Origin of the sequence: Amycolatopsis sp. NPDC021455 (genome assembly GCF_040640995.1) — a bacterium.
GTDB lineage: Bacteria > Actinomycetota > Actinomycetes > Mycobacteriales > Pseudonocardiaceae > Amycolatopsis.
Genome location: NZ_JBFACT010000060.1, coordinates 32,330 through 55,963 on the forward strand (window position 1 = coordinate 32,330; position 23,634 = coordinate 55,963).

The following is a 23,634-nucleotide window of genomic DNA, read 5'->3' on the forward strand; positions in this document are numbered from 1 at the left end:
TGTCCGCAACCGGCGCCGCGTGCCGTTAGAACCAGCGCTCGAGAACCTGTGCGACGCCGTCTTCGGCCGCCGGTCCGGTGATCTCGTCGGCCGCGGACTGCGCCTGCGGGTGCCCGTTCTCCATCGCGACGCCGTGGCCGGCCCAGCGGAGCATCTCGACGTCGTTGGGCATGTCACCGAAGGCGATGACCTGTTCGCGCTCGACGCCGAGCCGCTCGGCGATGTCGGCGAGCCCGGTCGCCTTGGTGATCCCGTGCGCGGACAGCTCGACCAGGCCGCCCGACGACGAGTAGGTGACGTCGACCTCCCGGTCGAACAGCGCGTTCACCGCGTCCGCCATCTCTTCCGACGACATCCCGCGGTGGCTGACCAGCAGCTTGATCGCCGGGTGCCCGAGCACCTCGGCGCGCGGTGCGGTCCGGCCTTCGCCGTCGCCCCACGGGTTGTGGTAGTCCGGCTCGATCACGAAGTTGCGCATGTCGTGGTCGGCGCCGTCCCTTCCGACGCTGACGCGCTCGGTGGCCAGCCGGCAGCCGGGCAGGGCCTTGTCCAGCGCGTGCGCGATGTCGTGGAGCAGCGTCGGCGGGAGCAGGCCGTGCACCGCGACGACCTCCTCGCGGCCGCAGTCGTACAGGACGGCGCCGTTCGCGCACACCGCGTACCCGGTCAGCTCGAGAGGGCCGGCCACGGGCGCGATCCAGCGCGGCGGACGGCCGGTGGCCAGCACGAACGGCACGCCCGCCTCGATCGCCCGGCGGACGGTGGCGATCGTGCGGCCGGACAGGGATTCGGAGGGGCCGAGCAGGGTGCCGTCGACGTCGGACGCGATCAACTGAGGTCTCTCCACCTGGCCATTGTCCCTGACACGTTCGGGTGAGGTCCGCCCCGTCCGCGCGATTGTCGGTGGTTCCCCTCCGCCTTCCTCCCCACCACCACCCTCATCGGAGAAGCTTCGCTTCACTGCTACTTTGCGGCATTGTGCGAGTAGGCATCGTCATTCTTCCGGAAGATCGTTGGTGGGCCGCCGAGCCGAAGTGGCGCGCCGCCGAGGAGTACGGCTTCGACCACGCCTGGACCTACGACCACCTGGGCTGGAGAAACCTGGTCGACGGTCCGTGGTTCTCCGCGATCCCGACTCTGACCGCGGCGGCGATGGTGACATCGCGCATCCGGCTCGGCACCTTCGTGGCCTCCCCGGTCGCCCGGCACCCGGTGTCGTTCATGCGCGAGCTGAACACCCTCGACGACGTCTCGGACGGCCGGCTCGTCCTCGGCGTCGGCGCGGGCGTCGACCACCTGCACTACGACGGCGCGGTGCTCGGCGCCCCCGAGCTGACGGCCAAGCAGCGCGTCGACCGCTTCACCGAGTTCGTCGAGGCCCTCGACGGGCTGCTGATGACCGACAAGTTCGACTTCGACGGCGAGTACTACCGCGCTCGCGAGGCCCGCAACCTGCCCGGCCCGGTCCAGCGGCCGCGGCCGCCGTTCGTCGTCGCGGCGAACGGCCCGCGCACGATGACCCTCGCCGCGCGCTTCGGCGCGGGCTGGGTCACGACCGGCAAGGGCGGCGAGACCGCCGACGAATGGTGGCGCGGGATCAAGGAGCTGACCGAGGTCTTCGACCGGCGGCTCGACGCCGCGGGCCGGGACCGGGCGAGCATCCAGCGGTACGTCAGCCTGGACGCGTCGCCGGTGTTCTCCCTGAGCAGCGTGGAGGCGTTCCGCGACGCGGTCGGGCGGGCGGCGGAGCTGGGCTTCACCGACGTGGTCTCGCACTGGCCGCGGTCGTCGTCGCCGTACGAGGGGCGCGAGGCCGTCCTGGAGCAGGTCGCGAGCGACGTCCTGCCGGAGCTGCGTTAGGCCGAACGAGTGACATCCGGGTGATCGGGAAACCGATTCACGTCCCGTGGGCGTCAGGGTTCATGGGAGGGACGAGAGATCGGCCCCGGGGGTACGGAAGCCCTCGTGGCCGCGGCTGGGGGCCGCGGCCACGAGGGCTGTTTCACTTCACGATCCGGTAGATCACCGCACCCGGGTTCCGGTAGACCTCCTGGACGAAGTCGTGGCCGTCCAGGTGCCGCAGGCCCGGCGCGATCGGGGTGTCGCGGCGGATGGTGCCGCTGCCGACCAGTACGTAGTGGATGTTCAGTCGCCGGACCGCCGCGCGGACCTGGGGGTCGCTGTCGTAGTCGCCGAAGTGCTGGGCCAGGTAGGTCGCGTCGGGCGGCGCGACGCCCGCGTCGTAGTGGCCGGCCACCGGGTGCACGCCGGTCAGCGCGTACATCCAGGCCGTGCCGTCGAGCCGGTCGTTGAGCACCTTCTGGTCGGCCGGGATGCCGAGCGTGCCGAGCTTCTCCATCGCTTCGATCTCGTCGGCGCTCACCGGCGGGACCACCTCGCCCGGCAGGCCGTTGTAGTACAGCAGCGACACGGTCTTGGCGTTGGCCGCGCGGTAGAACCCGCCGGTCAGCACGCCCATCGCCACGACGAGCAGCACCGCCGTCGCCAGGCCGACCCGGCCGGTCAGCCACGGCCGCGCCCGCACCCACGCGCGTCCGCTCGCGGCCTTCGCCAGCCAGCGCTGGGTCTCGCTCATCCCGTGCGCGGCGAGCAGGCACATCGGGATGGCCGCCAGCGCCATCAGCCGGAACCGGTCGTTCCACCAGGGCCGCGACAGGCTGATCACCCAGTGTTCGCCGCCGAAGCACGCGACGAGCACGAACAGCGCGGACAGCCCGAGTGCCGAGAGGAGCAGCCAGCGCATCCGCCGCAGCGCGAGGACGGTGAGCACGCCGATCGCGAGGAACACCGTCAGCCAGACCTGCGGCACCGGCAGCACCTGCTTGAAGGTCGCCAGCATGAGCAGCGCCTTCTCCACGGGCATGTGCGAGCCCCACGCGTAGTACGGGTACGACCCCGACGTGAAGCCGATGGCGCCGAGGATCATCGGCGCGGCCAGCACCCCGGCGACGACCATCACCGGCACCATCCGCAGGACGTCACCGCCGACGACCCGCCAGGCCCGCTTGCCCTCGGGGACGCCGTCGACGCGCTTGCCCCGCAGCGCCCGGTACCAGCGCTGCACCACCAGCGGGAACGCGAACAGGATCGCCCCGAACAGGGCACTCGAGTGCGCGGCGAGCAGGCCCGTCGCGCTCAGCGCCAGCACCGCGCCGGTGTCGACACCAGGGCGCACGACGAACCGCTGCAGCGCGACCACCGCCAGCGGCGTCAGCACGATGCCGAGCGCGAAGGGCAGCAGCCCGCTCGACACCGACTCGTACGCCCCGGTCGTCGCGCCGCCCGCGACCAGGGCGGCGCTGCCCGCGAACACCGCGCGGCCGCCGAGCTGGCGCACGACCGCGGCCATGGCCAGCGCGAACAGCCCGGCGATCGGCATCGTGACGGCGTTCAGCGTCACCGGGATCGACGTCCCGGACAGCTCGTAGACCAGGGCGCCGATCAGGTGGTAGCCGTTCGGGTAGAAGGAGCCGGCCGGGTACCAGTTGATGGTGCCCATGCCGGTCAGGGAGCCGTCGCCGGTTTCGGCGATGTAGCGGATGCCGTTCGCGTGGAAGACGGTGTCCCAGCGCTGGAACACCGCGGTCGTCCCGCCGCGGCCGGAGACCACCACGACGATCGACACCGCGACGGCGATCGCGACGCAGGCGCCGACGGCCAGGTGCGCCCGCCGCGTCCACGGCAGCGTCGGCTCCTCCGCACCCGGTGTGAGCCGGCCCCGCATGGTCGCGAGCCGGCGCAGCCCGAACAGCACGCCGGCGAGCAGGAGGGTGCACGCGGCGACGCTCAGGGAGCCGTACGGCACGTGCGCGATCGCCAGCCAAGGCCCGGCCAGGCCGGTCACGGCGTAGCTGAGCAGCGGCGCGAGCCCGGCGAGCGCCCAGCCGCGCAGGCCGGTGGCCCACCCGACGAGCCCGCCGGGGACCGCCAGCACGGCCAGGTAGGTGGCCACCGCGGCGAAGTAGCTCCAGAAGTCCTCGGGTGCAGGCACTGCTTTCCAGGTGTGTCGTAGGCCGAAATGTGATAGTCGGGTGCAGGCCGCGCGACCGACCTGCGTACCCTCGACGCCCGTGAGCGCGCACACGAACCCCGCACAGATTACTGAAGACGATTTCGCAGGTTACGACCTCGTCGTCGTCGGGTCCGGCTTCTTCGGCCTGACCGTCGCCGAACGGGCCGCGGCCGAGCTGGGCAAGAAGGTCCTCATCCTCGAGCGGCGCAGCCACCTCGGCGGCAACGCGTACTCCGAGCCCGACCCCGAGACCGGCATCGAGGTGCACAAGTACGGGGCGCACCTGTTCCACACGTCGAACAAGCGCGTGTGGGAGTACGTGAACCGCTTCACCGAGTTCACGAACTACCAACACCGGGTGTTCGCGCGGGTCAAGGACCAGGTCTACTCGTTCCCGATGAACCTGGCCCTGATCAACCAGTTCTTCGGCAAGTCGCACACCCCGGACGAAGCGCGCGAGCTCATCGCGAAGCAGGCGTCCGAGTTCGAGACCTCCGCCGCGCAGAACCTCGAGGAGAAGGCCATCTCGCTGGTCGGCCGTCCCCTCTACGAAGCGTTCATCCGCGGTTACACCGCGAAGCAGTGGGAGAACGACCCCAAGAACCTGGGCGAGAACATCATCACGCGCCTGCCGGTCCGCTACAACTTCGACAACCGGTACTTCAACGACACCTACGAGGGCCTGCCCGTCAACGGGTACACCGCGTGGCTCGAGAAGATGGCCGAGCACGAGAACATCGAGATCCGGCTGAACGTCGACTACTTCGACGTACGCGAGCACATCCCGGCCGGCACCCCGACCGTCTACACCGGGCCGCTGGACCGCTACTTCGGCTACTCGGCGGGCAAGTTCACCTGGCGCACCGTCGACTTCGAGTCCGAGGTCGCCCAGACCGGCGACTTCCAGGGCACCTCGGTCGTCAACTACAACGACGAAGAGGTCCCGTACACCCGCATCATCGAGTTCCGCCACTTCCACCCGGAGCGGGACTACCCCAAGGACAAGACGGTCATCTTCCGCGAGTACTCCCGCTTCGCGGGCGAGAACGACGAGCCGTACTACCCGATCAACACGCCGGAGAACCGCGAGAAGCTCGAGGCCTACCGCGAGCTGGCCAAGACCGAGGCGCGCGAGAAGAACGTCCTGTTCGGCGGCCGGTTGGGCACGTACAAGTACCTCGACATGCACATGGCCATCGGCTCGGCGCTGTCGGCGTTCGACAACAAGATCGCCCCGCACCTGACGGACGGCGCGCCGATCGACGGGTCCCTCGATGCTTGAGAAGGGCAGCCCGACGGGCGAAGTCGCGGTCCTGGCGAAGGCCCAGGGGTTTCTGAAGAGTGAAGCTTCGGTGAAGGCTGCTCGTGGCATGTCCCACTTCGGTGAGCACGCCATCGGCTGGTTCGGCCTGGGCCTCCTCGGCGCGGTCGTCGACAAGAAGCGGCGCAAGGACTGGCTGGTCGCGTCGGCCGGTGTCGTGGGCGCGCACGCCGCGTCGATCGCGGTGAAACGCGTGGTCAGGCGCCCCCGACCGGACCACCCGAGCGTAGAGGTACTGGTCGGCACGCCGAGCAAGCTGAGCTTCCCGTCGTCGCACGCGACGTCCACGACGGCGGCGGCGGTGCTCTACTCCGGATTGACCGGGCGTAACCTGGTGCCCGCCCTGGTACCGCCGATGCTGGCCTCGAGGCTCGTGCTCGGCGTTCACTATCCGACAGACGTTTTGGCCGGTGCAGCTCTCGGGGGGCTCGTCGGTGGTCTGATACGACGGAAGCTGAAGAGAAACCCATGAGCGAAACGACCGAGCAGCGCAGCAGCGAAGAGACGGCCGTGACTCCTGAGGCTCCGGAGACACCGGAGGCGCCGTCACGTGGCCCCATCGGCCTGGTCGCCGGCGTCATCAAGACGGCGCGGCCGCGGCAGTGGGTGAAGAACGTCCTGGTCTTCGCGGCCCCGTTCTTCGCGTTCTCGAAGTCGACCGACCGCACCGGTCTCCTGATCGACGCGATCATCGCCTTCGTGGCTTTCTCGCTGGTGGCGAGCTCGGTCTACCTCATCAACGACGCCATCGACGTCGAGGCCGACCGGGCCCACCCGACCAAGCGGAACCGGCCGATCGCGGCCGGGATCGTGCCGGTCCCCGTCGCGTACGGGGCCGCGGTCGTGTTCTTCCTGGCCGGCCTCGGCGTGTCGTTCGCGGCGAGCTGGCAGCTCGCCGTGGTGCTGGGCGTCTACGAGGCCGTCCAGCTCGGCTACTGCTTTGGCCTGAAGCACCAGCCGGTGGTCGACCTGGCCATCGTCGGCTCGGGCTTCCTGATGCGCTCCATCGCCGGCGGTGTCGCGGGCGGCATCGCGCTGTCCCAGTGGTTCCTGCTGGTCACGGCGTTCGGCTCGCTGTTCATGGTCGCCGGCAAGCGCTACGCGGAGATCATGCTGTTCGAGCGCACCGGCGCGAAGATCCGCTCGTCGCTGAAGAAGTATTCGGCGAGTTATCTGCGGTTCGTCTGGGCGACGTCGGCGGCGATCCTGATCATGTCGTACTGCCTGTGGGCGTTCGAGATCCGGCAGACCGAGCACAACTCGGTGTGGGCGCTGATCTCGATGGTGCCGTTCCTGGTGGCGGTGCTGCGGTACGCGGTGGACGTCGACGGCGGCATCGCGGGCGAGCCGGAGGAGATCGCGCTCAAGGACCGCATCCTGCAGGTCCTGGGCGCGACCTGGGTCGTCACGCTGTTCCTGGCGTTCTACCTGTGACGATTCATGGCGGATCGACAGGTTCGCTTCAGGTCGTCCACAGCTGAGCGGCGCACCCTGAGGTGGTGGGGGCGGGCAGTGCGCCCGTCCCCGTGACCACAGGAGCGACCATGAACGACCAGCCGCGCGAGGAGAAGGCCCCGGAGGGGGCCGACCAACCGACCGTCGAGCAGCCCACGACTGCGCAGCCCACGGCCGAGGCGGCTGCGCCCACGCCGGAGACGGCCGCGTCGGCCGACCAGCCGACGGCGGTGCATGGCCCGCCCGCCGCGGCGCAGGGCGAGCCTCCCGCCTCCGACCGGGCCCCGGCTGCCACACCCGCGCCGGGCACAGCCGGATCTGTCGGCCAGGCCGCACCGCACGCGCCGGCCGGGTCTGCCGCGTCGGCCGACCAAGCTCCCCCTGCCCCGGGCACCGCCGGGCCTGCGGGGCCGGGCGACGTGCCCCCTGCGGCCGACCAGACGGCCGTCCACGGCCAGCAGCCGCCACCCACTCCGCAGCTGTCCCAGCCCGGCCCCGGCCAGGCCTACGGCGCCTGGGGACCGCCTCCGGCCGCCCAGCGGCAGCCCGGCGGGTTCCGGCGGTTCGTCGGCCACCGCGCCACCCAGCTCGTCGGCGTCGGCGTGCTCGGCGTCCTGATCGGCGGCGGCATCGTCGGCGGGATCGCGGCGGCGACCGACCACCACGGCGGCCGGCCGGGCATCCACCGCCAGTACAACGGCCCGAACGGCGACCAGGGCTTCAACGGCCACGGCCCGGGCTTCCGCGGCGGCAACCACGGCAATCCGGGCAATCCGGGTAACTCGGGCAACTCCGGTTCCGGCGACGGCATCTGACCGGGACTGTGTCCTGAGCCACCCGTACCCCGCTCAGATCACAGAAGCATCACGAGCGAGGTACGGTGGCTCGGATGCGAAGCGCCTCCGCAGAACTCCCCGAGGCCGCCGGTGCGCTGCCGGCGGCCGTGCCCGTCGCCCGCTCGTGGGTCCTCCCCTCGGTGGCAGCGGCGGCCTCCGCCGTGGTGTTCGCCCTGGTCAGCCGCCATCTCATCGATGACACGTACATCACGCTGTCCTACGCGAAGAACCTCGCCTTCCACGCCCACTGGGGCCTGATCGAGCAGGGGACGGCGAACACGGCGACGTCCCCGCTGAACGTCCTGGCCCTCGCCGCGGTCACGTTCGTCGTCCGCGACGCCGTGCTGGCCGCGGGGATCGTCTTCGTCGCCGCGCAGGTGCTGCTCGTGCTGGGCCTGCGCCGCCTGGGCGAGCGCACCGGCCTGCCGGCGGCGTTCGCACCGCTGACGTTCGCATTGCTGCTGGTCAACCCGCTGCTCCTGTCCTCGATCGGGCTGGAGGTGGCGCTCGGCGCGACCGGCGTCGTCTGGACGCTGGTCTACGCGGGGGAGCGCCGGCCGGGGCGGCTCGGCGTCGTGATCGGGCTGCTCGCGCTCGTCCGGATCGACCTGCTGCTGATCGCGGCGGTGTTGTTCGCGGCCCGCCGCGAGTTCTGGGACGGCATCTGGCGGACGGCGTTCGCGGCGCTCGCGGTGACGCTGCCGTGGTTCGGGTTCAGCTGGGTGGTGCTCGGCTCGGCGGTGCCGGACACGCTGGTCATCAAGATCAGCCAGCAGTCGTGGGGACCGTTCGGCTTCACCAACGGCCCGCTGCTGTACTGGCGCAACTTCCCGGCCGCGGCGGCGCTGTCGTTCCTGCCGCTGCTGCTCGCCGGCCTGGCGGGAGTGGTGTGGATCGTCCAGTACCGCCGTGGCTCGCAGACCGCCCGCCGCCTGACACCGTTCGCGGCGCTCGCCATCGCGGGTGCGTTGCACTACCTGGCGTACAGTCAGCTCGGCGTGCCGCCCTACCACTGGTACTACGCCCCGAGCATCATCGGCGCGACGATCTTCCTGGCCGCGTGCGCGTCAGCGGTCCCGGAAGGAGTGCGGCGCGGAACGTGGACGCTGGCGGGAATGACGCTGGCGGCGAGTGTCGCGGTGTACGCGCAGCCGGGCATCCCCCGCCAGTTCGCCCCGATCACGAGCAACCACGCGTCGACGACGGAGTACCGCGAAATCGGCCGTGAGCTGGCGGCGATCGCCCACGGCCGCAAGGTGGAGACGGCGGGCGAGGTAGGCGCGCTGGCTTACGCATGCGACTGCGAGCTGGTCGACGAGTTCTCCGACCGCGGCGCGGTCGACCCGGCGATCACGGAGACGAAGCGCCGCAGCGGCGAAGTCGGCCGCGCGCTGCTGGAAGCCAACTTCCACAACTTCGACCACAGCGTGACGCCCCTCAGCCCGGACCTGGTCCTGGCGACGACCCGCCGCGCACCACCGGCGACGGCGTTGGCGAGCTGGCACATCGACTCGCCGTGGATGGGTAGCCAGAACCTGTACCTGCTGCCCGCCCACGCCACCGGCGGCTGAGCCACCGCGCGCCGAGTTGTCCACAGGCAACGGCCGATGTGGACAGCTCACTCGGCCAACGGCTTTCCGGCGAGTTCCGTCGGCCGCCGCCGGTAGACTGGACTCGGGGACGCCCCCCTGGGAGCGGCGGGGGATGTCCGGCAAAGTCGATCGCTGCCGCGGTGCTCCGTGGTGGAAGTGGCGCTGTGCGCTGCCGGCCGGGTGTCGCGAATGACTCATTCGGGGCGTGGGAGGTCCCCAATGACTCATTCGCGACCTTCGGCAGCGTGGCAGGTCTCGGCGACCAGCGTCGCAGCGGTCAAGGAGGGCGGGCGCGACTTTGCCGGAGCCCTGCCTGGGAGCGGCGGGGGATGTCTGGTCCCAGGCAGGGAAGCGCCGGCGCGTCAGATCGGGAGCTTGCGGAAGATCGGCCGCGGGACGTGCCGCAGCGCCGACATCACCAGCCGGAACTGCGCCGGCGCCCACACGAGGTCCTTGCCCGCGCGGGCCGCGCCGACCGCGATCTCCGCGACCTGCTCGGCCGTCTGCGCCAGCGGAGCGTCCTTCAGGCCCGCCGTCATCTTCGTCTTGACGTGCCCCGGGCGGACGACCGTCACCTTCACCCCGAACGGCGCCAGTGCCTCGCCGAGGCCCAGGTAGAAGCCGTCGAAGCCGGCCTTGGTCGAGCCGTAGACGAAGTTGGACCGGCGGACTCGCTCGCCCGCCACCGACGACAGCGCGATCACCGTGCCGTGGCCCTGCGCCTTGAGCTTCTCCGACAGCGCCACGCCCACCGACACCGCGGCCGTGTAGTTCACGGTCGCCAGCTCGACGGCCTTCGCGTGGTCCTGCCAGACCTCCTCCGGGTCGCCGAGCAGGCCGAACGCCACGACCGCGACGTCGATGTCGCCGCCTTCGAACGCCTTGTCCAGCACGCCCGGGTGCGACGCCGTGTCCTTCGCGTCGAAGTCCACAGTGGACACTTCGGCGCCCTTGTCCTTCAGGCGCTGCGCGGCCGCGTCGAGCCGCGGCGAGGGCCGGGCCGCCAGCACGACCCGCAGCGGCTTCTCGGCCAGGTACTTCTCGGCGATCGCCAGGGCGATGTCGGACGTGCCGCCGAGCAGGAGCAGGGACTGGGGGTTGCCCACCGCGTCGATCACAGTTCGAGCCTCCGGCTCATGTCAGAGGCGAAAACGCCTTCGGGGTCAACAGAAGCGCGGACCTTGCGCCATTCTTCGAGCCGCGGGTACATCTTCGCGAACGTCTCGGGCGACGTGCGCGAGTCCTTCGCGGTGTACAGCCGCCCGCCCGCGGCCAGCACGGCCTCGTCGAGCTCCAGGCAGAACCGGCTCAAGCCCTGCTTGACCGGGAAGTCCACGCTGAGCATCCAGCCCGGCGACGGCCACGACATGGGCGCCGGGTTGGCCTCGCCCATGCGCTTCAGCACGTTCAGGAACGAGTAGTGACCCGACGTCGCGATCCGCCGGCAGATCGCCTTGAGCTGGTCCTCCGCGCCGAACGGGACGGAGAACTGGTACTGCAGGAAACCCTTGGAGCCGTAGGCGCGGTTCCACTCGCTCAGCATGTCCAGCGGGTGGTAGAACTGCGTCAGGTTCTGGATCTTGCCCCGGGCGCCCTTCTTCGGCACCGTCTTCTGCCACAGCTCGTTGATCAGCCCGAACGTGAGCTTGTTGCCCAGGCCGTTCGGGAAGATGTCCGGCAGCGTCGCCAGCTGCGGCGCGTCGAACTTCAGCGGCGCGGACCGCAGCTTCGGCGGCAGCTCGTCCAGCTTCGCGAGCGAGCCGCGGGAGAACGTCGCCCGGCCGAGCCGGTGGTCCGAGGAGATCAGGTCCGGCACCGACATCGAGTAGTCGTAAGTCAGGTCCGAGCCGTCGGTGAACAGGCCGAGCGTCTCGTCCAGGTTCGCCGTGCGGTCCGCGTCCACGATGAAGTACGCGGTCTCGGTCTTCTTCATCCGGACCTTCGCCCGGACGACGATCCCGGTCAGCCCGATGCCGGCCACGGTCGCCCAGAACAGCTCCGCGTCCTGGCCCTCCGGCGTGAGCGTGCGCACCTGGCCGTCGGCGGTCAGCAGGTCCATCGACACGACGTGGTTGCCGAAGCTGCCCGCGCTGTGGTGGTTCTTGCCGTGGATGTCGTTCGCGATCGCGCCGCCGATCGTCACCTGGCGCGTGCCGGGCAGCACCGGGACCCACAGGCCGTACGGCAGCGCCTCGCGCATCAGCTTGTCCAGGCTGACCCCGGCGTCCAGGTCGACGACGCCCGAGTCCGGGTCGATCGAGTGGATCCGGTCCAGCGCGGTCATGTCGACGACCAGGCCGCCCGCGTTCTGCGCCGGGTCGCCGTAGGAGCGGCCCAGGCCACGCGCGATGACGCCGCGTTCACCCGCCTGGGCGACGGCCCGCGCGATGACCTCGACGTCCGGGGTGGACAGGACGTCGGCGACGGTCGGTGCGGTGCGTCCCCAGCCGGTGAGCGTGCGACGCTGTGTCTCGGGTAGGTGGGTCACCCGACCAGGGTAGCCACGCCGAACGACGCCCGAGACGTGACCCTGAAGTGCCCGCTTCTACACTTTGCGAATCAAGGCACAAGCGCCCGCGCGGGTGACCATGACTCAGGCAACGAGGTAATGCAGTGGTGGCGACCGATCCGCAAGCCGACATAGCGGCTGCGCAGCCGTCCTCTCCGGGACTGCTGGGCCAGCTCATCCGCTTCGCCCTGATCGGGGGATTCTGTGCCCTGGTCGACCTGGGCACGTACACACTCCTGACGCAGGTGGCGGGGATGGCCACCTCACCGTGGGTCGACATCGCCCGCGCTATCTCTTTCATCGTGGGCACGACCACGGCGTTCTTCCTGAACCGGAAGTTCACCTTCGCCGGCGGGCGCCGCGACGGGAAGGCGCAGATCGGCTCGTTCGTCCTGCTCTACACCGTGACGTTCTTCGTCGCGGTCGGGGTGAACCAGCTCATGCTGCACGTCCTGCCGGAGTCCGCGTGGCAGCACACACTGGGTTGGGCCGTGTCGCAGGCCACCGCCACCGTGATCAATTTCGTGATGCTCAAGTGGGTCGTGTTCCGCGAGCCGTCGACCAAGGAGAACTGAGGAACTCATGCCCGGTAAGACAGCCACCCCGGCGCCGACCACGACAGCCGGCGCGGCCGCCGAGACGCGGTTCACCGAGCACACTCCGCAGGGTCGCCTGACGGCGCAGCGCGGGCTCTACGCCGGCCCGGCGCCGATCGTCAGCAAGGACCTGTACGCCGAGCTCGAGTGGGGCTCGGCCGTGCGGGAACGTGCGGCGATCACCCTCGAGCCCGCCTCCAAGGTGTCGGGCAACACGTACTTCGGCCGGTTCCCGGCCAGCTACTGGCAGCGGTGGACGACGGTGACCGAAGTCTCGGTCGAGGCCGTCGTCACCGGCACCGGCCTGCTCTCCATGGGCGCCTCCGACGTCGAGGGCGAGCCCCGCGTCGTCGCCGCCGAGCAGGTCACCGACGCCAAGCAGGCGAAGGTCGCGCTGACCGGCAAGCTGGACAAGTTCTACGACGGCGGCGCGCTCTGGCTCGACCTGGAGACCGAAGGCGGCCAGACGCTGCGCGTCGAGCAGGTCCGCTGGACGGTCGAGGCGCCGGAGAAGATCCGCCCGACCGCGGTGACCATCTGCACGATGAACCGCGCCGACGACTGCCTGAAGAACCTGCAGGCCCTCGCCGCGGACGTCTCCTCGCTGGAGACCCTGGACGCGATCTACGTCGCCGACCAGGGCACCGACCTCGTCGAGTCCCGCGACGGCTTCGAGCAGGTCGCCAAGGACCTCGCCGACAAGCTCCACTACATCAAGCAGCCGAACCTCGGCGGTGCCGGCGGCTTCACCCGCGGCCTCTTCGAGGTCGCCGGGCACACCGCCACCGAGCACGCGAACGTCCTGTTCATGGACGACGACGTCCTGCTCGAACCGGACCTGGTGATCCGGATGACGGCGTTCTCGAACCGCGCCGCCAACCCGATCATCGTCGGCGGCCAGATGCTGAACCTGTTCCACCCGAACCAGCTGCACGTCGGCGCCGAGTACGCCCGGCTCAACACGCTCGAGCCCGGCCAGCCGGTCGAGCACTCGCTGTCCACCGCCGACCTGCTCGGCGTGGACGAGGAGACGCTGAAGCCGAACCGCCAGGAGCGCCGCCTCGACGCCGGCTACAACGGCTGGTGGTCGTGCCTGATCCCCTACGAGGTCGTCCAGGCCACCGGCTACCCGCTGCCGTTCTTCTTCCAGTGGGACGACGCCGAGTACTCCTACCGGGCCCGCGCGCACGGCTTCCCGACCGTCACCCTGCCGGGTGCGGGCGTGTGGCACGCGGACTTCCACATGAAGGACTGGGACGAGTGGCACCGGTACTTCAACCTGCGCAACTCGATCATCACCGCCGCGCTGCACTCGCCGTTCAACCTGAACCTGCTTTCGCGGGTCCTGATCGCGCAGCTGGTCCGCTACCTGCTGGGCATGCAGTACGGCCTGTCGGCGACGCTGATCAAGGCCGTCGAGGACTTCCTGAAGGGCCCCGAGGTCCTGCGTGACGGCGGTGTCGAGGCGATGCAGGAGATCCGCCGCATCCGCGACAACTACCCGGAGACCAAGCGCCACAAGGCCACCGACGTCCCGGGCATCGCGTCCAACGACATCGGCATCATCAACAGCGCGCCGCGGCCCAGCATGCAGCGCCTGGTGCTGATCAAGCGGGTCCTCGACCGGGTGCTCGGCCGCAGCCGGTTCGGGCTCGGCGCGGTGCCCATCGACGAGGCGAACTGGTGGCACATCGCGCTGTTCGACACGGCCGTGGTCACCGACGCCAGCCAGGAAGGCGTCCGCGTCCGGTCCTACGACCGGGTGAAGATGTTCGCGCTGGCCAAGCAGGGCGCGCGGGTCATCCAGCGGCTGCGCAAGGAAGGCGCGGCGGTGCAGGAGCAGTACAAGCGCGCCATGCCGGAGCTCACCTCGCGCGAGAACTGGAAGCGTCTGTACAAGCTCTGAGGCTCTTCGCGAAGGCCGTCTCACGTGTTGTGAGGCGGCCTTCGTCGGTTCAGGCGTGCAGGCCGAAAACTTTGCTCTTGCGGTTGAGGTCGTCGATGTAGGCGGCGGCGACGTGGCCGAAGTTGATCGCGACCGTCGAGTCGTCCTTGGTGGTCACCGTTTCGACGGCGCCGGCCTTGACGAGCTGGCTGAGCCTGCCCGCCAGCTTGCCGGATTCTTCGGTGGTCAGCGCGAACAGCAGCGGCTCGCCGCCGGTCGCCAGGTGCAGCACGAGTGCGGGTTTCTGGTCAGCCATGCCTCCATCGGACCAGCGGCGATCTTGCCCCGGCAAGCGGGTTCGCTGAGGGCGGAGCTACGGTTTTCGCGAAGGCCGGACTGATCCGCGGGGGGTTGGAAGCGAATGCCGCACTCGTTCTCGCTGTCGCTGGCGGCGGTGGACATCCTGCTCGAACAGCTCGGGCTGGGCCGCGCGCCGACGCCGTTCGAGGTCCCGCACGTCGGCACGACCGTCGAGCAGCGCGCGATGATCCGCGACGCCGTCGTCCGCGACCTGACCGGCCGCGGGCTGTGGAGCCGCGGCCGCCTCGACCCGGACGCCGAGCTGGCGCTGGTCACCTTCGTCCGCGGCAGCGTGACGATCAACGCGGCCGCGGAGCTCGGCGACCGGCACCTGTTCGCCCGCGTCGCCACCGACGGCCAGTTCGCGGTGCTCGCCCGGCAGCAGGACAACCTGATCGTCTTCGAGGAGGTCCGCCCGACCGGCATCGTCCCGGCGATCGTCGACCTGCTCCCGCTCACCCCGGCCGCGCCCGGCCAGTCGGTCACCATCACGCGCCCGGCGGAACAGCCCCGGCAGCAGCGCCGCGACGACGTGTACGACCCGTTCGCCGGCGTCTCCGGCCCCCGCTCGCACAGCGGCGGGAGCAGCGGTCCGCAGCTGAGGATGATCGAGCGCGTCTTCCAGGAGCCGAAGAAGCGCATCGGCCAGTTCACGGCCCAGACCCGCGGCGGCGCGTTCCCGCCCCTGGCCTGGTTCGACACCCCGTCCGGCCGCTGGCTGATGTCCTCGCGGTCGGCCGCGGACGGCCAGCGCTGGATCACCTACGCCCCGGCCGACAACGCGCGCCTGGCCCAGCAGCTGTACGCCCAGCTCGAAGGCCGGTTCTGAGCCGCGGGAACCACCGGGGCCGGGGCTGCGTCCCAGGTGAAGATCGGTGGACGGCCGTGGCGGAGGGTGCCCGGCTAGTAGACTCCCGGGTGCACACGCACGGGTGAAGCGATTCGGGGTGGAACAGCGATGCTGATTGCCGACGGCGGTGGCGGATCGATGTCGGACATCGTCAATCCGCTTTCTTCGGCCGGGATGAACGCCGCGGTGAAGGCCGTCACTGCGGAGACCCAGAAGCTGGTCGACGCGGCCAAGGGCGGCGGGTTCAAGATCACCCCGGAGGGCGTGAAGCCCATCCGTGACGCGCTGACCGCGCTGGTCAAGGATCTCGGCAAGCTCAGGTACCAGACTTTCGCGCTGGATCAGGCCCCGCAGCTCGGCAGCCACCCGTACGGGCAGACCGTCGCGACCCACGACCAGAAGAGCGCGAACGACGCCGAAGGGTCAGCGACCGCGGTGCTCCGCCAGCTCCAGCAGGTCGCCCAGCAGGCTGACGAGGCGCTGGCGCGGGCGTCGGGCCTGTACAGCGAAACCGAAAACCAGGCGTTCTCCGCCCTCCAGACCGGTCAGGCCTGAGGTATGACGAAACTTCTCGTTCGTGTTGTCCTGCCCGTCGCGGCCGGAGTGGTGTTGCTGGCCGGGTGCACCACCACCCGGGAAGGAACGGCTTCGCCCGCGCAGACGTCGTCGGCCGGCGGGACGAGCGCTCCGGAGACGACGTCCGTCGCCGGAGGTGCGGGCACGAAGTCGATCACCGACCCCTGCTCGCTTCTCCAGATGAGCGATCTGAGCAGCTACGGGCAGTTCGACCCGCCGGACAGCAAGAAGATCGGCACCGCCCGGTCGTGCAGCTACCAGAAGACGATCGCCTCGGCGAGCGACCACACCATGTCGATCGGGGTGAACGTCCGCGACGACGCTTCGGTCGACCAGGTCAGGGACACCGGTGGCGGGGTGGTCGACAAGGACATCAACGGCCGGCGTGCGAAGGAAGCGCCGGACGGAGCCGCTGTCGGGTGCACGCTCGGACTGCCGGTCGGCGGCACCTCGCGGGTGGACGTGGAGGTGCTCTTGGACACCTCGGCCGACCAGGCTTGCCAGATCGCCGAAGCCGTCGCCACCAAGGCCGTAGAGCCGAAGCTGCCCAAGGGGTAAGGGGAACCAGATGTCGACGCGACAGACGCCACCGAAGCAAGCGGACAAGACACCCCAGGAACTCCAGGACATGGCGCCCGCCGACCGGGACGCCTACCTGCAGCAGAAGGCCGAAGAGGGCGTCGACCCGGACAACTGGCTGTTCGGGTGGGTCCAGGAGTACATGGCTCGCGCCCAGGCGAAGAACCAGTCCCAGCAGATGGCGAAGCAGAACGTCGAGGACGCCACCAAAGGCCGTGACGTCGAGTACGTCCAGGGTCTGCAGGCGCCGAACGCGGACTACAAGGGCACCGATCACACCCAGCTCCAGGCGTTCCTCCAAAGCAACCTCGACGTCAACCAGGTCTCCGAGGTTTCGACGGCGTACCACCAGGTCCACCAGGTCTTCGACCGGTTCGCGCAGTCGATGACCACCGCCGTCAACTCCTCCAAGGGCTCTTGGGAAGGCAGCGCGGCCGAGAACGCGCAGCAGTACTTCACCAGCCTGAGCAAGTGGTCCGACGCGAACTCGCAGAACGCGAAGCTGGCCTCGGAGACGATCTACGAGCAGGGCCAGGCGGCCGCCACGGCGAAGAACTCCATGCCGGCGCCGATCCCGTTCAGCTGGACCGACGAGTTCAAGGGCTGGGCGACGTCGAACCCGCTCAACCTGGCCGACAACGTCGACAAGTCCATCCAGAAGCAGAAGGACAGCCAGGCGGCGCACGACGAGGCCGCGAGCGTCATGGCGACCTACGACAAGAACCTCTACGACGCCGCGTCGAAGCAGCCCGCCTTCGCGCCGCCGCCGAGCTTCAGCACCGGCAACGGCAGCGGCGACCCCAACGGCGGCGGGGACAAGAACGGCATCAACCTCCCGTCCGGCGCGACCAACCCGGGTCCCGGCTCGGTGAACCTCCCGGGGCCGGGGGCCAGTGCCCAGGGCTTCCTGCCCGGGGGGACGGGCCCCGGCTCGGGCGCCGCGGCGCACTTCTCCGGGCCCGGCTCGACCACCGGGGCGGGGTTCGTGCCGGGCACCGGCACCACGCCGTCCAGCTTCACGCCCAGCTCGGTTCCGGGTGGGGGATCGTCGAACCAGAACCCGTCGCTCGGCGGCATGCCGCCGATGAGCCCGATGCCCATGGGCGGCGGCATGAACTTCGGCGGCGACGAGGCCTACAACTCCAAGGTCGGTGGTGGCGGCCGCGGTGGTGGCGGCGGTTTCGGTCCCGGCGGCTCGGGCTCGGGCAACGCCACGGGCGCGGGTGCCGCGTCGGGCGCGGCACGGCCGGGCGGCATCGGTGCGGCCGAAGGGGCCGCCAGCCGCGGCATGGGTGGCCTCGGCGCCGGTGCGGCCGGCCGGGGTGGCATGGGTCCCGGCGGTGGCCTGGCCCGTGGCCAGAAGGGCGAAGGCGACGAGGACACCGAGCACTCGCGCCCGACGTACCTCGTCGAGGGCGACCCCGACGAGGTCTTCGGCACCGACCTGCGGACCGCGCCGCCGGTCATCGGCGAGTAGGACGAAAAAGGGCCCCCGCACCGCGGGGGCCCTTTTTCGTGAAACCTAGTAGCGGTAGAACTTTTCGGCGCGGCCTTGGCGCACGAGCTTCAGCCACTGCAGGAACGCCTTCGGGTCCCGCTTCACGCCGACGAAGTACAGTCCGAACCGGACGATCTCCAGCGCGCCGATCTTCCGCATGCCCGGCTGGGACAGCAGGTAGCCGCGGTTGCGGTAGGTGTAGTACCGCTTGACCTCGTTCTCCGGGTCCTGCGCGTGGAACTTGCCGCCCAGCATGGGCTTGAACTCGTCCGAGCCGTCCGGGTGCAGGTACTTCGTCTTCAGCGACGTGCCGAACGGCAGTCCCGAGCGGGCCAGCCGCCGGTGCAGCTCGACCTCGTCGCCGCGGAAGAACAGGCGCAGGTCCGGCACCCCGACGACGTCCAAAGTGGACGCGCGGAAGAGCGCGCCGTTCATCAGGGACGCGATGCCCGGCAGGAAGTCCACGCCCAGCTCGGACTGCGACCGCTTCCAGGTCAGGCCGCGGCGCAGCGGGAACGCCAGCTTGTCCGGCGCGTCGATGTTCGACACCACCGGCGAAATCTCCGCCAGATCCCGCTTTTCGGCTTCCTCGAGCAGGATGGCGAGCACGTTCTCGTCGGCCGGGCGGCCGTCGTCGTCGGCCAGCCAGATCCAGTCCGCGCCCAGCGACAGCGCGTGCAGCATGCCCAGCGCGAACCCGCCGGCGCCGCCGAGGTTCCGGTGCGACGGCAGGTACGTGTACGGCAGCGGGTAGTTCTCGACGACTTCGCGGGCCGAGTCGTCCGGCCCGTTGTCGACCACGACCAGGTGGTCGACCGGCCGGGTCTGGGCCGCGATGACCTTCAGCGAGTCCGCGAGCAGCTCGCGCCGGTGCCGCGTGACGACCACGCCGACGACCGCGCCGTCGGGCAGCTGCCGGGTCTCGCTGGCCATCATTCCCCGCCGTTCGTCGTCGCCACCGGCTCGATGCCGAGGCGCTGCAGCGTTTCCTGGCTCATGTGCTCGAAGGGGTCGCGGCCCTTGTAGCCCGTGAGGACGTCCCGCAGCGATCCCCGCTGCTTGATGTGGCCCTCGTCCATCCAGAGGGCCGAGTCGCACAGCTCGAACAGGAACTCGTCGGCGTGGCTGGCGAACACCAGGATGCCGGAACGCTTCACCAGGTCCTTGAGGCGGTCGCGGGCCTTGTTGAGGAACGCCGCGTCGACCGCGCCGATGCCTTCGTCGAGGATCAGGATCTCCGGGTCGATCGAGGTCACGACACCCAGGGCGAGCCGCACGCGCATACCTGTCGAGTACGTCCGCAGCGGCATCTGCAGGTAGTCGCCGAGCTCGGTGAACTCGGCGATGTCGTCGACCCGCTTCTCCATCTCCTTGGCCGTCATGCCGAGGAAGAGGCCGCGGATGATGATGTTCTCCTGGCCGGAGATCTCCGGGTCCATGCCGACGCCGAGGTCGAAGACCGGCGCGATCTTGCCCTCGATCCGGGCGGACCCGCGGGTCGGCTCGTAGATCCCGGCGAGCAGCCGCAGCAGCGTGGACTTGCCTGCGCCGTTGTGCCCGACCAAACCGACCCGGTCGCCTTCGCGGAGGTTCAGGGTCACGTCGTGCAGGGCCTCGATGATCGGGACCTTGGTCTCGGTGCCGATCTTGCCGCCGACCTTGCCGAGCACCTTCTTCTTCATCGACCGGGTCTTCGCGTCGAAGATCGGGAAGTCGACGAAGGCGTTCCGGACGTCAATGCTGACCATTTGTCACACCCAGTAGGAGACGCGGGCACGGTAGTTGCGCATCGCGACGAGCGCGAGCGCCCAGCCGACGATGGTGATGCAGCCGACCACGATCCAGTTGCCCGGCGTGAACGACTGGCCGATCAGCGGCGCCCGGACCACCTGCATGAAGTGGTACAGCGGGTTCGCCTGGATGATCGGCAGCACCCAGGAGATGCCTTCGCGCGTCCCGCCGTTCATCAGCTGGTCGACCGGCCAGACGATCGGCGTGCCGTAGAACAGCAGCTGGATCAGCGAGTTGATCACCTGCGGGATGTCGCGGAACCGGGTCGAGATGATGCCCAGCAGCAGCGTCACCCAGCCCGCGTTCAGCGCCAGCAGCAGGAAGCCGGGGATGGCCAGCAGGATGTTCCAGCTCAGACCGGGGTGGCAGTACAGGCCGTCGTGGCAGAGCCCGTCCTTCGAACCCAGCGAGTACTTGTCGTCGAGTGCGCTGAAGAAGATGACCAGCACCACGACGTAGACGATCATGTTGTGCGCCAGCAACAGCGTCTGCCGCCACACCGTGCGCAGCATGTACACGCTCAGCGGCGCCGGGAGCTGCTTGATCAGCCCCTCGTTCGCGATGAACGTCTCCATGCCCTCGGCGAGGCAGCCGCTGATGAAGCCCCACAGGATGAAGCCGGTGGAGAGGTAGGGCAGGAACACCTGGATCGGCGAGTTGAACAGCTGCGAGTAGAGCAGCCCGAGCCCGAGCGCGATGACGGCCTGGCTGATGGTGATCCAGAACGGCCCGATCACCGAGCGGCGGTAGCGCTGCTTGATGTCCTGCCAGCCGAGGTGTCCCCACAGCTCGCGGGCCTTGAATCCGGCCTTGATGTCGGCGAAGGCACGCGCGAACGTCTTGCTGTCCGACGTCGGCGGCGCCGACGTCGCTACGGGTGATTCCGCGGCCTGAACCGTGCTGGTGGCATGCACGTGGACGAGGGTACCGATGTGCCCGCCACCGGCCTGGCCACCCCGCCTGTTCGCCCGGCGCCCGCGGTTAACGCCAAGGTGACCTGGATTACATTCCGTCACGCCGTACGATTCCGCGCATGGTGGTCGCCCACAGTGGGACTTCGTCGACGAAGTCGGCCCAGCGTGCTCTTTACTACGTAGTGGCTCCGGTGGGGCATCCCAATTACGGGGACGAACTCATCGCGGCGAGCTGGCTCCGCGAGCTGGCCGAGATGGCGCCGGACGCGGACGTCTGGGTGGACACGCATTCGCCCGGGCCGGCGGCCGTCCTGCTCGACGGGATCCACCCCCGGGCCAAGTTCACCGACACGCTGTGGCGGTTGTGCTGGGAGGCGCCGTCGGAGGACCCGTGGCAGGCGGCGTCCTGGGTGCGCGAAGCGGTGCACAACCCGGGCATGATGCCCCGCCTGCACGGCGGGATCGAGCTGCTCGCGACGGCTGACGTCGTGCACGTCGTCGGCGGCGGCTACATCAACAAGCTGTGGCCCAAGCAGATCGGCCTCTTCTCCGGGGCCGCGGCGGCGGTGGAACGGTCGGGCGGCCGGGCTGCGATGACCGGGCACGGTCTCGTGCCGGCCAGCGACGACGTCACCCCGCTGCTGCTGAGCCTGCTGGACCACTTCGAGGTGGTCGAGGTCCGTGACGAGGCTTCAGCGGCGCTCGTGGACGTCCAGCCCGGGATCGACGACGCGTTCCTGGGCATCGGCCCGCACCGCTACGAGACGGCCGAGGACCAGCCCGAGGTCATGCTGTGCCTGCAGTCGGATCTCGTCGAGGTCGGCATCGGCAAGCTGGCGGGCGCGGTGCTCTCGATGCTGCGCGCGTGGAAGGTGCCGCCGGAGCGCATCGGCGTCGTCGAGGGCGTGCCGCGCGTCGACCGCGAGGTGTTCGCCCTGCTGGAGCGCGAGCTGCCCGGTGCCCGGTTCTACCCGTTCTCCCACGTCTGGGCGCACGGCCTGCCCGCGAATCCCCGGCAGACGTGGATCTCCACCCGGTTCCACGTGCACATGCTGGCGGCGGCGGCCGGTGCCTCCGGGGTGGCGGTGTCCATCAACCCCGACTACTACGCGACGAAGCACCGGTCGCTGGCCGCGCTGGGCTCCAACTGGACGGTGCTGGAAGACCTCACCCAGGTGCCGGACCGCCCCACCGCCGGCGGCTACGCACCGGACGTCCTCGCGCGGCTGCGGAAGGCGAAGGTGGAGGTGGCGAGGACCGTCTACGCCCCCGTCGAGCGCCGGCAGCCGGCCAACGCGGCGCCCGAGCCGCGGCCGGAGTCGCTGAGACGACGCTGGTCGAGGCGAATCCTCGGCTGATCGAGGACCGGTCCTGTCCGCGATGGCTTCTACCGTCGGGGACATGACTTCGGAAATCACGCCGTTCCGCATCGACGTCCCGCAGGCCGCACTGGACGACCTCCGCACGCGGCTGGCGAACACCCGCTGGCCCGACCAGCCCACGGGCACGGGATGGCGGCTCGGCGCGCCCGTCGACTACGTGCGAGAACTGGCGGAGTACTGGCGAACGGGCTTCGACTGGCGGGCGCACGAGGAGCGGATCAACGCGTTCCCGCAGTTCACGACCACGATCGACGGCACGAACGTGCACTTCCTGCACGTGACCTCGCCTGAGCCGGAAGCGACACCGGTGCTGCTCACGCACGGCTGGCCGGGATCGATCGTCGAGTTCCTGGACGTCATCGGCCCGCTGACGGACCCGAGGGCGTACGGCGGCGACCCGGCGGACGCGCTGCACGTGGTGGTCCCGTCGATCCCGGGTTACGGGTTCTCCGGCCCGACGCCGGAGCCGGACTGGGGCCCGGACCGCATCGCGCGCGCGTTCGCGGAGCTGATGACCCGCCTGGGCTACCGGCGTTTCGGAGCCCACGGCGGCGACTGGGGCGCGATCATCTCGCGCGAGCTGGCGGTGCAGTTCCCGGAGCGGCTGTTGGGCATCCACGTGACGATGCTGGCGACGGCGGTGGTCCGCACCGAAGCCGACCTCGAGGGCCTCGAAGAGCTCGACAAGGGCAGGCGCTCACTGGAGAAGGGCGCGAAGTTCTCTCGAGAGGGCACGGGCTACGCGATGATCCAGGCGACGAAGCCGCAAACGCTGGCGTACGGCCTCCACGACTCCCCGGCAGGCCAGCTGGCCTGGATAGCGGAGAAGTTCCGGTCGTTCTCGAACGCGGGAGAGGACCTCGTCGACCGCGACGACCTCTTGGCGGACGTGTCGATCTACTGGTTCACGGAGACGGCGAACTCCTCGGCCCGCTTGTACGCGGCCCTGACGGGCGGCTGGGGTGCGCCACCACCGTCGAACACGGTCCCGACGGCGGTGGCGGTCTTCCCGGACGACATCGGCCTGCCGATCCGGGCATTGGCGGAGCGAACGGACAAAATCGTCCGCTGGACGGAGTTTCCGAGCGGCGGCCACTTCCCGGCATTGGAGGAACCGGACGCGTTGATCGGCGACATCCGGGCGTTCTTCAGCTCGGTGGGCTGAGGGGGCTGCTGTGGTTCCGAGGGTCGCGAATGGGTCATTGGGGACCTCGGGCGTCCCGAATGAGTCATTCGCGACACTTGGCCGGCGGCTCGGTAAGCCCGCCACCCCGAAGCCGGATTGCGGGGGAGGGCTGGGTGGAGCGCAGGTCATGCCGTAAGCGTGCCGTTTCTCGCCCGGTCAGGCACTTACCAAGGCCGCTGCCTGTCTGCGGCGGGTAACCGGCGCGGCCGTGGTTCCGAGGGTCGCGAATGACTCAAAGGGGCCCGCGGCCCCACAACAAAAAAAAATGGGG

General features: G+C 69.9%; 22 protein-coding genes. 14 read left to right on the forward strand and 8 right to left on the reverse strand.

Annotation, left to right across the window (positions count from 1 at the left end; genetic code table 11):
- Window positions 1-25 precede the first annotated feature (25 nt).
- A complete protein-coding gene (locus tag AB0G28_RS38900) occupies window positions 26-832 on the reverse strand; it encodes an HAD family hydrolase (RefSeq protein ID WP_361101558.1) in 807 nt (268 codons plus the stop codon).
- Between the two features lie 146 nt (window positions 833-978).
- Here AB0G28_RS38900 and AB0G28_RS38905 point away from each other — a divergent pair, with 146 nt between their 5' ends.
- On the forward strand, window positions 979-1,860 hold the full coding sequence (locus AB0G28_RS38905; RefSeq protein ID WP_361101498.1) for an LLM class flavin-dependent oxidoreductase: 882 nt from the start codon (window positions 979-981) through the stop codon (window positions 1,858-1,860).
- Between the two features lie 142 nt (window positions 1,861-2,002).
- On the opposite strand, the gene AB0G28_RS38910 is transcribed toward AB0G28_RS38905, so the two are convergent.
- Complete coding sequence (locus AB0G28_RS38910; protein WP_361101501.1) at window positions 2,003-4,012, reverse strand: DUF6541 family protein; 2,010 nt, start codon at window positions 4,010-4,012, stop codon at window positions 2,003-2,005.
- Between the two features lie 79 nt (window positions 4,013-4,091).
- On the opposite strand from AB0G28_RS38910, the gene glf reads away from it, so the two are divergent.
- From glf to AB0G28_RS38935, 5 genes are all read left to right on the forward strand, one after another.
- Window positions 4,092-5,315: a UDP-galactopyranose mutase gene (gene glf, locus AB0G28_RS38915; protein ID WP_361101504.1), complete on the forward strand. Its 1,224-nt coding sequence runs from the start codon at window positions 4,092-4,094 to the stop codon at window positions 5,313-5,315.
- A complete protein-coding gene (locus tag AB0G28_RS38920) occupies window positions 5,308-5,826 on the forward strand; it encodes a phosphatase PAP2 family protein (protein WP_020642798.1) in 519 nt (172 codons plus the stop codon). Before glf ends, AB0G28_RS38920 begins: the two co-directional genes overlap by 8 nt.
- Complete coding sequence (locus AB0G28_RS38925) at window positions 5,823-6,788, forward strand: decaprenyl-phosphate phosphoribosyltransferase (protein ID WP_361101508.1); 966 nt, start codon at window positions 5,823-5,825, stop codon at window positions 6,786-6,788. The genes AB0G28_RS38920 and AB0G28_RS38925 overlap by 4 nt, the downstream gene beginning before the upstream one ends.
- Before the next feature lie 110 nt (window positions 6,789-6,898).
- The gene (locus AB0G28_RS38930) at window positions 6,899-7,624 is read left to right on the forward strand and encodes a hypothetical protein (RefSeq protein ID WP_361101510.1); all 726 of its coding nucleotides are present in this window, start codon (window positions 6,899-6,901) and stop codon (window positions 7,622-7,624) included.
- 74 nt (window positions 7,625-7,698) lie between these two features.
- Window positions 7,699-9,216, forward strand: a complete 1,518-nt coding sequence (locus tag AB0G28_RS38935; RefSeq protein ID WP_361101513.1) for a hypothetical protein — start codon at window positions 7,699-7,701, stop codon at window positions 9,214-9,216.
- A gap of 383 nt (window positions 9,217-9,599) precedes the next feature.
- Here the strand turns inward: AB0G28_RS38935 and AB0G28_RS38940 are convergent, their stop codons facing one another.
- The gene (locus AB0G28_RS38940; RefSeq protein ID WP_361101516.1) at window positions 9,600-10,355 is read right to left on the reverse strand and encodes a decaprenylphospho-beta-D-erythro-pentofuranosid-2-ulose 2-reductase; all 756 of its coding nucleotides are present in this window, start codon (window positions 10,353-10,355) and stop codon (window positions 9,600-9,602) included.
- Window positions 10,352-11,725: an FAD-binding oxidoreductase gene (locus AB0G28_RS38945; RefSeq protein WP_361101519.1), complete on the reverse strand. Its 1,374-nt coding sequence runs from the start codon at window positions 11,723-11,725 to the stop codon at window positions 10,352-10,354. Before AB0G28_RS38945 ends, AB0G28_RS38940 begins: the two co-directional genes overlap by 4 nt.
- A gap of 125 nt (window positions 11,726-11,850) precedes the next feature.
- On the opposite strand from AB0G28_RS38945, the gene AB0G28_RS38950 reads away from it, so the two are divergent.
- Window positions 11,851-12,321 (forward strand): GtrA family protein, encoded by a 471-nt coding sequence (locus AB0G28_RS38950; protein ID WP_361101522.1) that lies wholly within the window; start codon window positions 11,851-11,853, stop codon window positions 12,319-12,321.
- Window positions 12,322-12,328: 7 nt separating this feature from the next.
- Complete coding sequence (locus tag AB0G28_RS38955) at window positions 12,329-14,248, forward strand: glycosyltransferase (protein ID WP_361101525.1); 1,920 nt, start codon at window positions 12,329-12,331, stop codon at window positions 14,246-14,248.
- A gap of 49 nt (window positions 14,249-14,297) precedes the next feature.
- Here AB0G28_RS38955 and AB0G28_RS38960 read toward each other — a convergent pair whose 3' ends face one another.
- The gene (locus AB0G28_RS38960) at window positions 14,298-14,543 is read right to left on the reverse strand and encodes a hypothetical protein (RefSeq protein ID WP_361101528.1); all 246 of its coding nucleotides are present in this window, start codon (window positions 14,541-14,543) and stop codon (window positions 14,298-14,300) included.
- A 105-nt stretch (window positions 14,544-14,648) separates the two neighbouring features.
- Between AB0G28_RS38960 and AB0G28_RS38965 the strand changes: the two genes are divergently transcribed.
- The 4 genes from AB0G28_RS38965 to AB0G28_RS38980 all read left to right on the forward strand — a co-directional run bounded on the left by AB0G28_RS38965 (window position 14,649) and on the right by AB0G28_RS38980 (window position 18,069).
- Window positions 14,649-15,416: an ESX secretion-associated protein EspG gene (locus tag AB0G28_RS38965; protein ID WP_361101531.1), complete on the forward strand. Its 768-nt coding sequence runs from the start codon at window positions 14,649-14,651 to the stop codon at window positions 15,414-15,416.
- A 129-nt stretch (window positions 15,417-15,545) separates the two neighbouring features.
- Entirely contained in the window at window positions 15,546-15,992 is a 447-nt protein-coding gene (locus tag AB0G28_RS38970) for a hypothetical protein (RefSeq protein ID WP_361101534.1), read from the forward strand.
- Between the two features lie 3 nt (window positions 15,993-15,995).
- Window positions 15,996-16,571 (forward strand): DUF3558 domain-containing protein, encoded by a 576-nt coding sequence (locus AB0G28_RS38975; RefSeq protein ID WP_361101535.1) that lies wholly within the window; start codon window positions 15,996-15,998, stop codon window positions 16,569-16,571.
- Window positions 16,572-16,581: 10 nt separating this feature from the next.
- Window positions 16,582-18,069, forward strand: coding sequence for a hypothetical protein (locus AB0G28_RS38980; protein ID WP_361101538.1), 1,488 nt, complete (start codon window positions 16,582-16,584; stop codon window positions 18,067-18,069).
- Window positions 18,070-18,114: 45 nt separating this feature from the next.
- Here AB0G28_RS38980 and AB0G28_RS38985 read toward each other — a convergent pair whose 3' ends face one another.
- From AB0G28_RS38985 to AB0G28_RS38995, 3 genes are read right to left on the reverse strand one after another with little or no spacing between them, the layout of a single operon-like run.
- Window positions 18,115-19,023: a glycosyltransferase family 2 protein gene (locus tag AB0G28_RS38985; RefSeq protein ID WP_361101541.1), complete on the reverse strand. Its 909-nt coding sequence runs from the start codon at window positions 19,021-19,023 to the stop codon at window positions 18,115-18,117.
- Window positions 19,023-19,838 (reverse strand): ABC transporter ATP-binding protein, encoded by an 816-nt coding sequence (locus tag AB0G28_RS38990; protein WP_361101544.1) that lies wholly within the window; start codon window positions 19,836-19,838, stop codon window positions 19,023-19,025. The genes AB0G28_RS38985 and AB0G28_RS38990 overlap by 1 nt, the downstream gene beginning before the upstream one ends.
- Before the next feature lie 3 nt (window positions 19,839-19,841).
- Window positions 19,842-20,795, reverse strand: coding sequence for an ABC transporter permease (locus tag AB0G28_RS38995; RefSeq protein ID WP_361101547.1), 954 nt, complete (start codon window positions 20,793-20,795; stop codon window positions 19,842-19,844).
- Window positions 20,796-20,914: 119 nt separating this feature from the next.
- On the opposite strand from AB0G28_RS38995, the gene AB0G28_RS39000 reads away from it, so the two are divergent.
- Together AB0G28_RS39000 and AB0G28_RS39005 are read left to right on the forward strand one after the other, a co-directional pair.
- The gene (locus tag AB0G28_RS39000; RefSeq protein WP_361101550.1) at window positions 20,915-22,153 is read left to right on the forward strand and encodes a polysaccharide pyruvyl transferase family protein; all 1,239 of its coding nucleotides are present in this window, start codon (window positions 20,915-20,917) and stop codon (window positions 22,151-22,153) included.
- Between the two features lie 43 nt (window positions 22,154-22,196).
- Window positions 22,197-23,342: an epoxide hydrolase family protein gene (locus AB0G28_RS39005; protein ID WP_361101553.1), complete on the forward strand. Its 1,146-nt coding sequence runs from the start codon at window positions 22,197-22,199 to the stop codon at window positions 23,340-23,342.
- The last annotated feature ends 292 nt before the right edge of the window (window positions 23,343-23,634 follow it).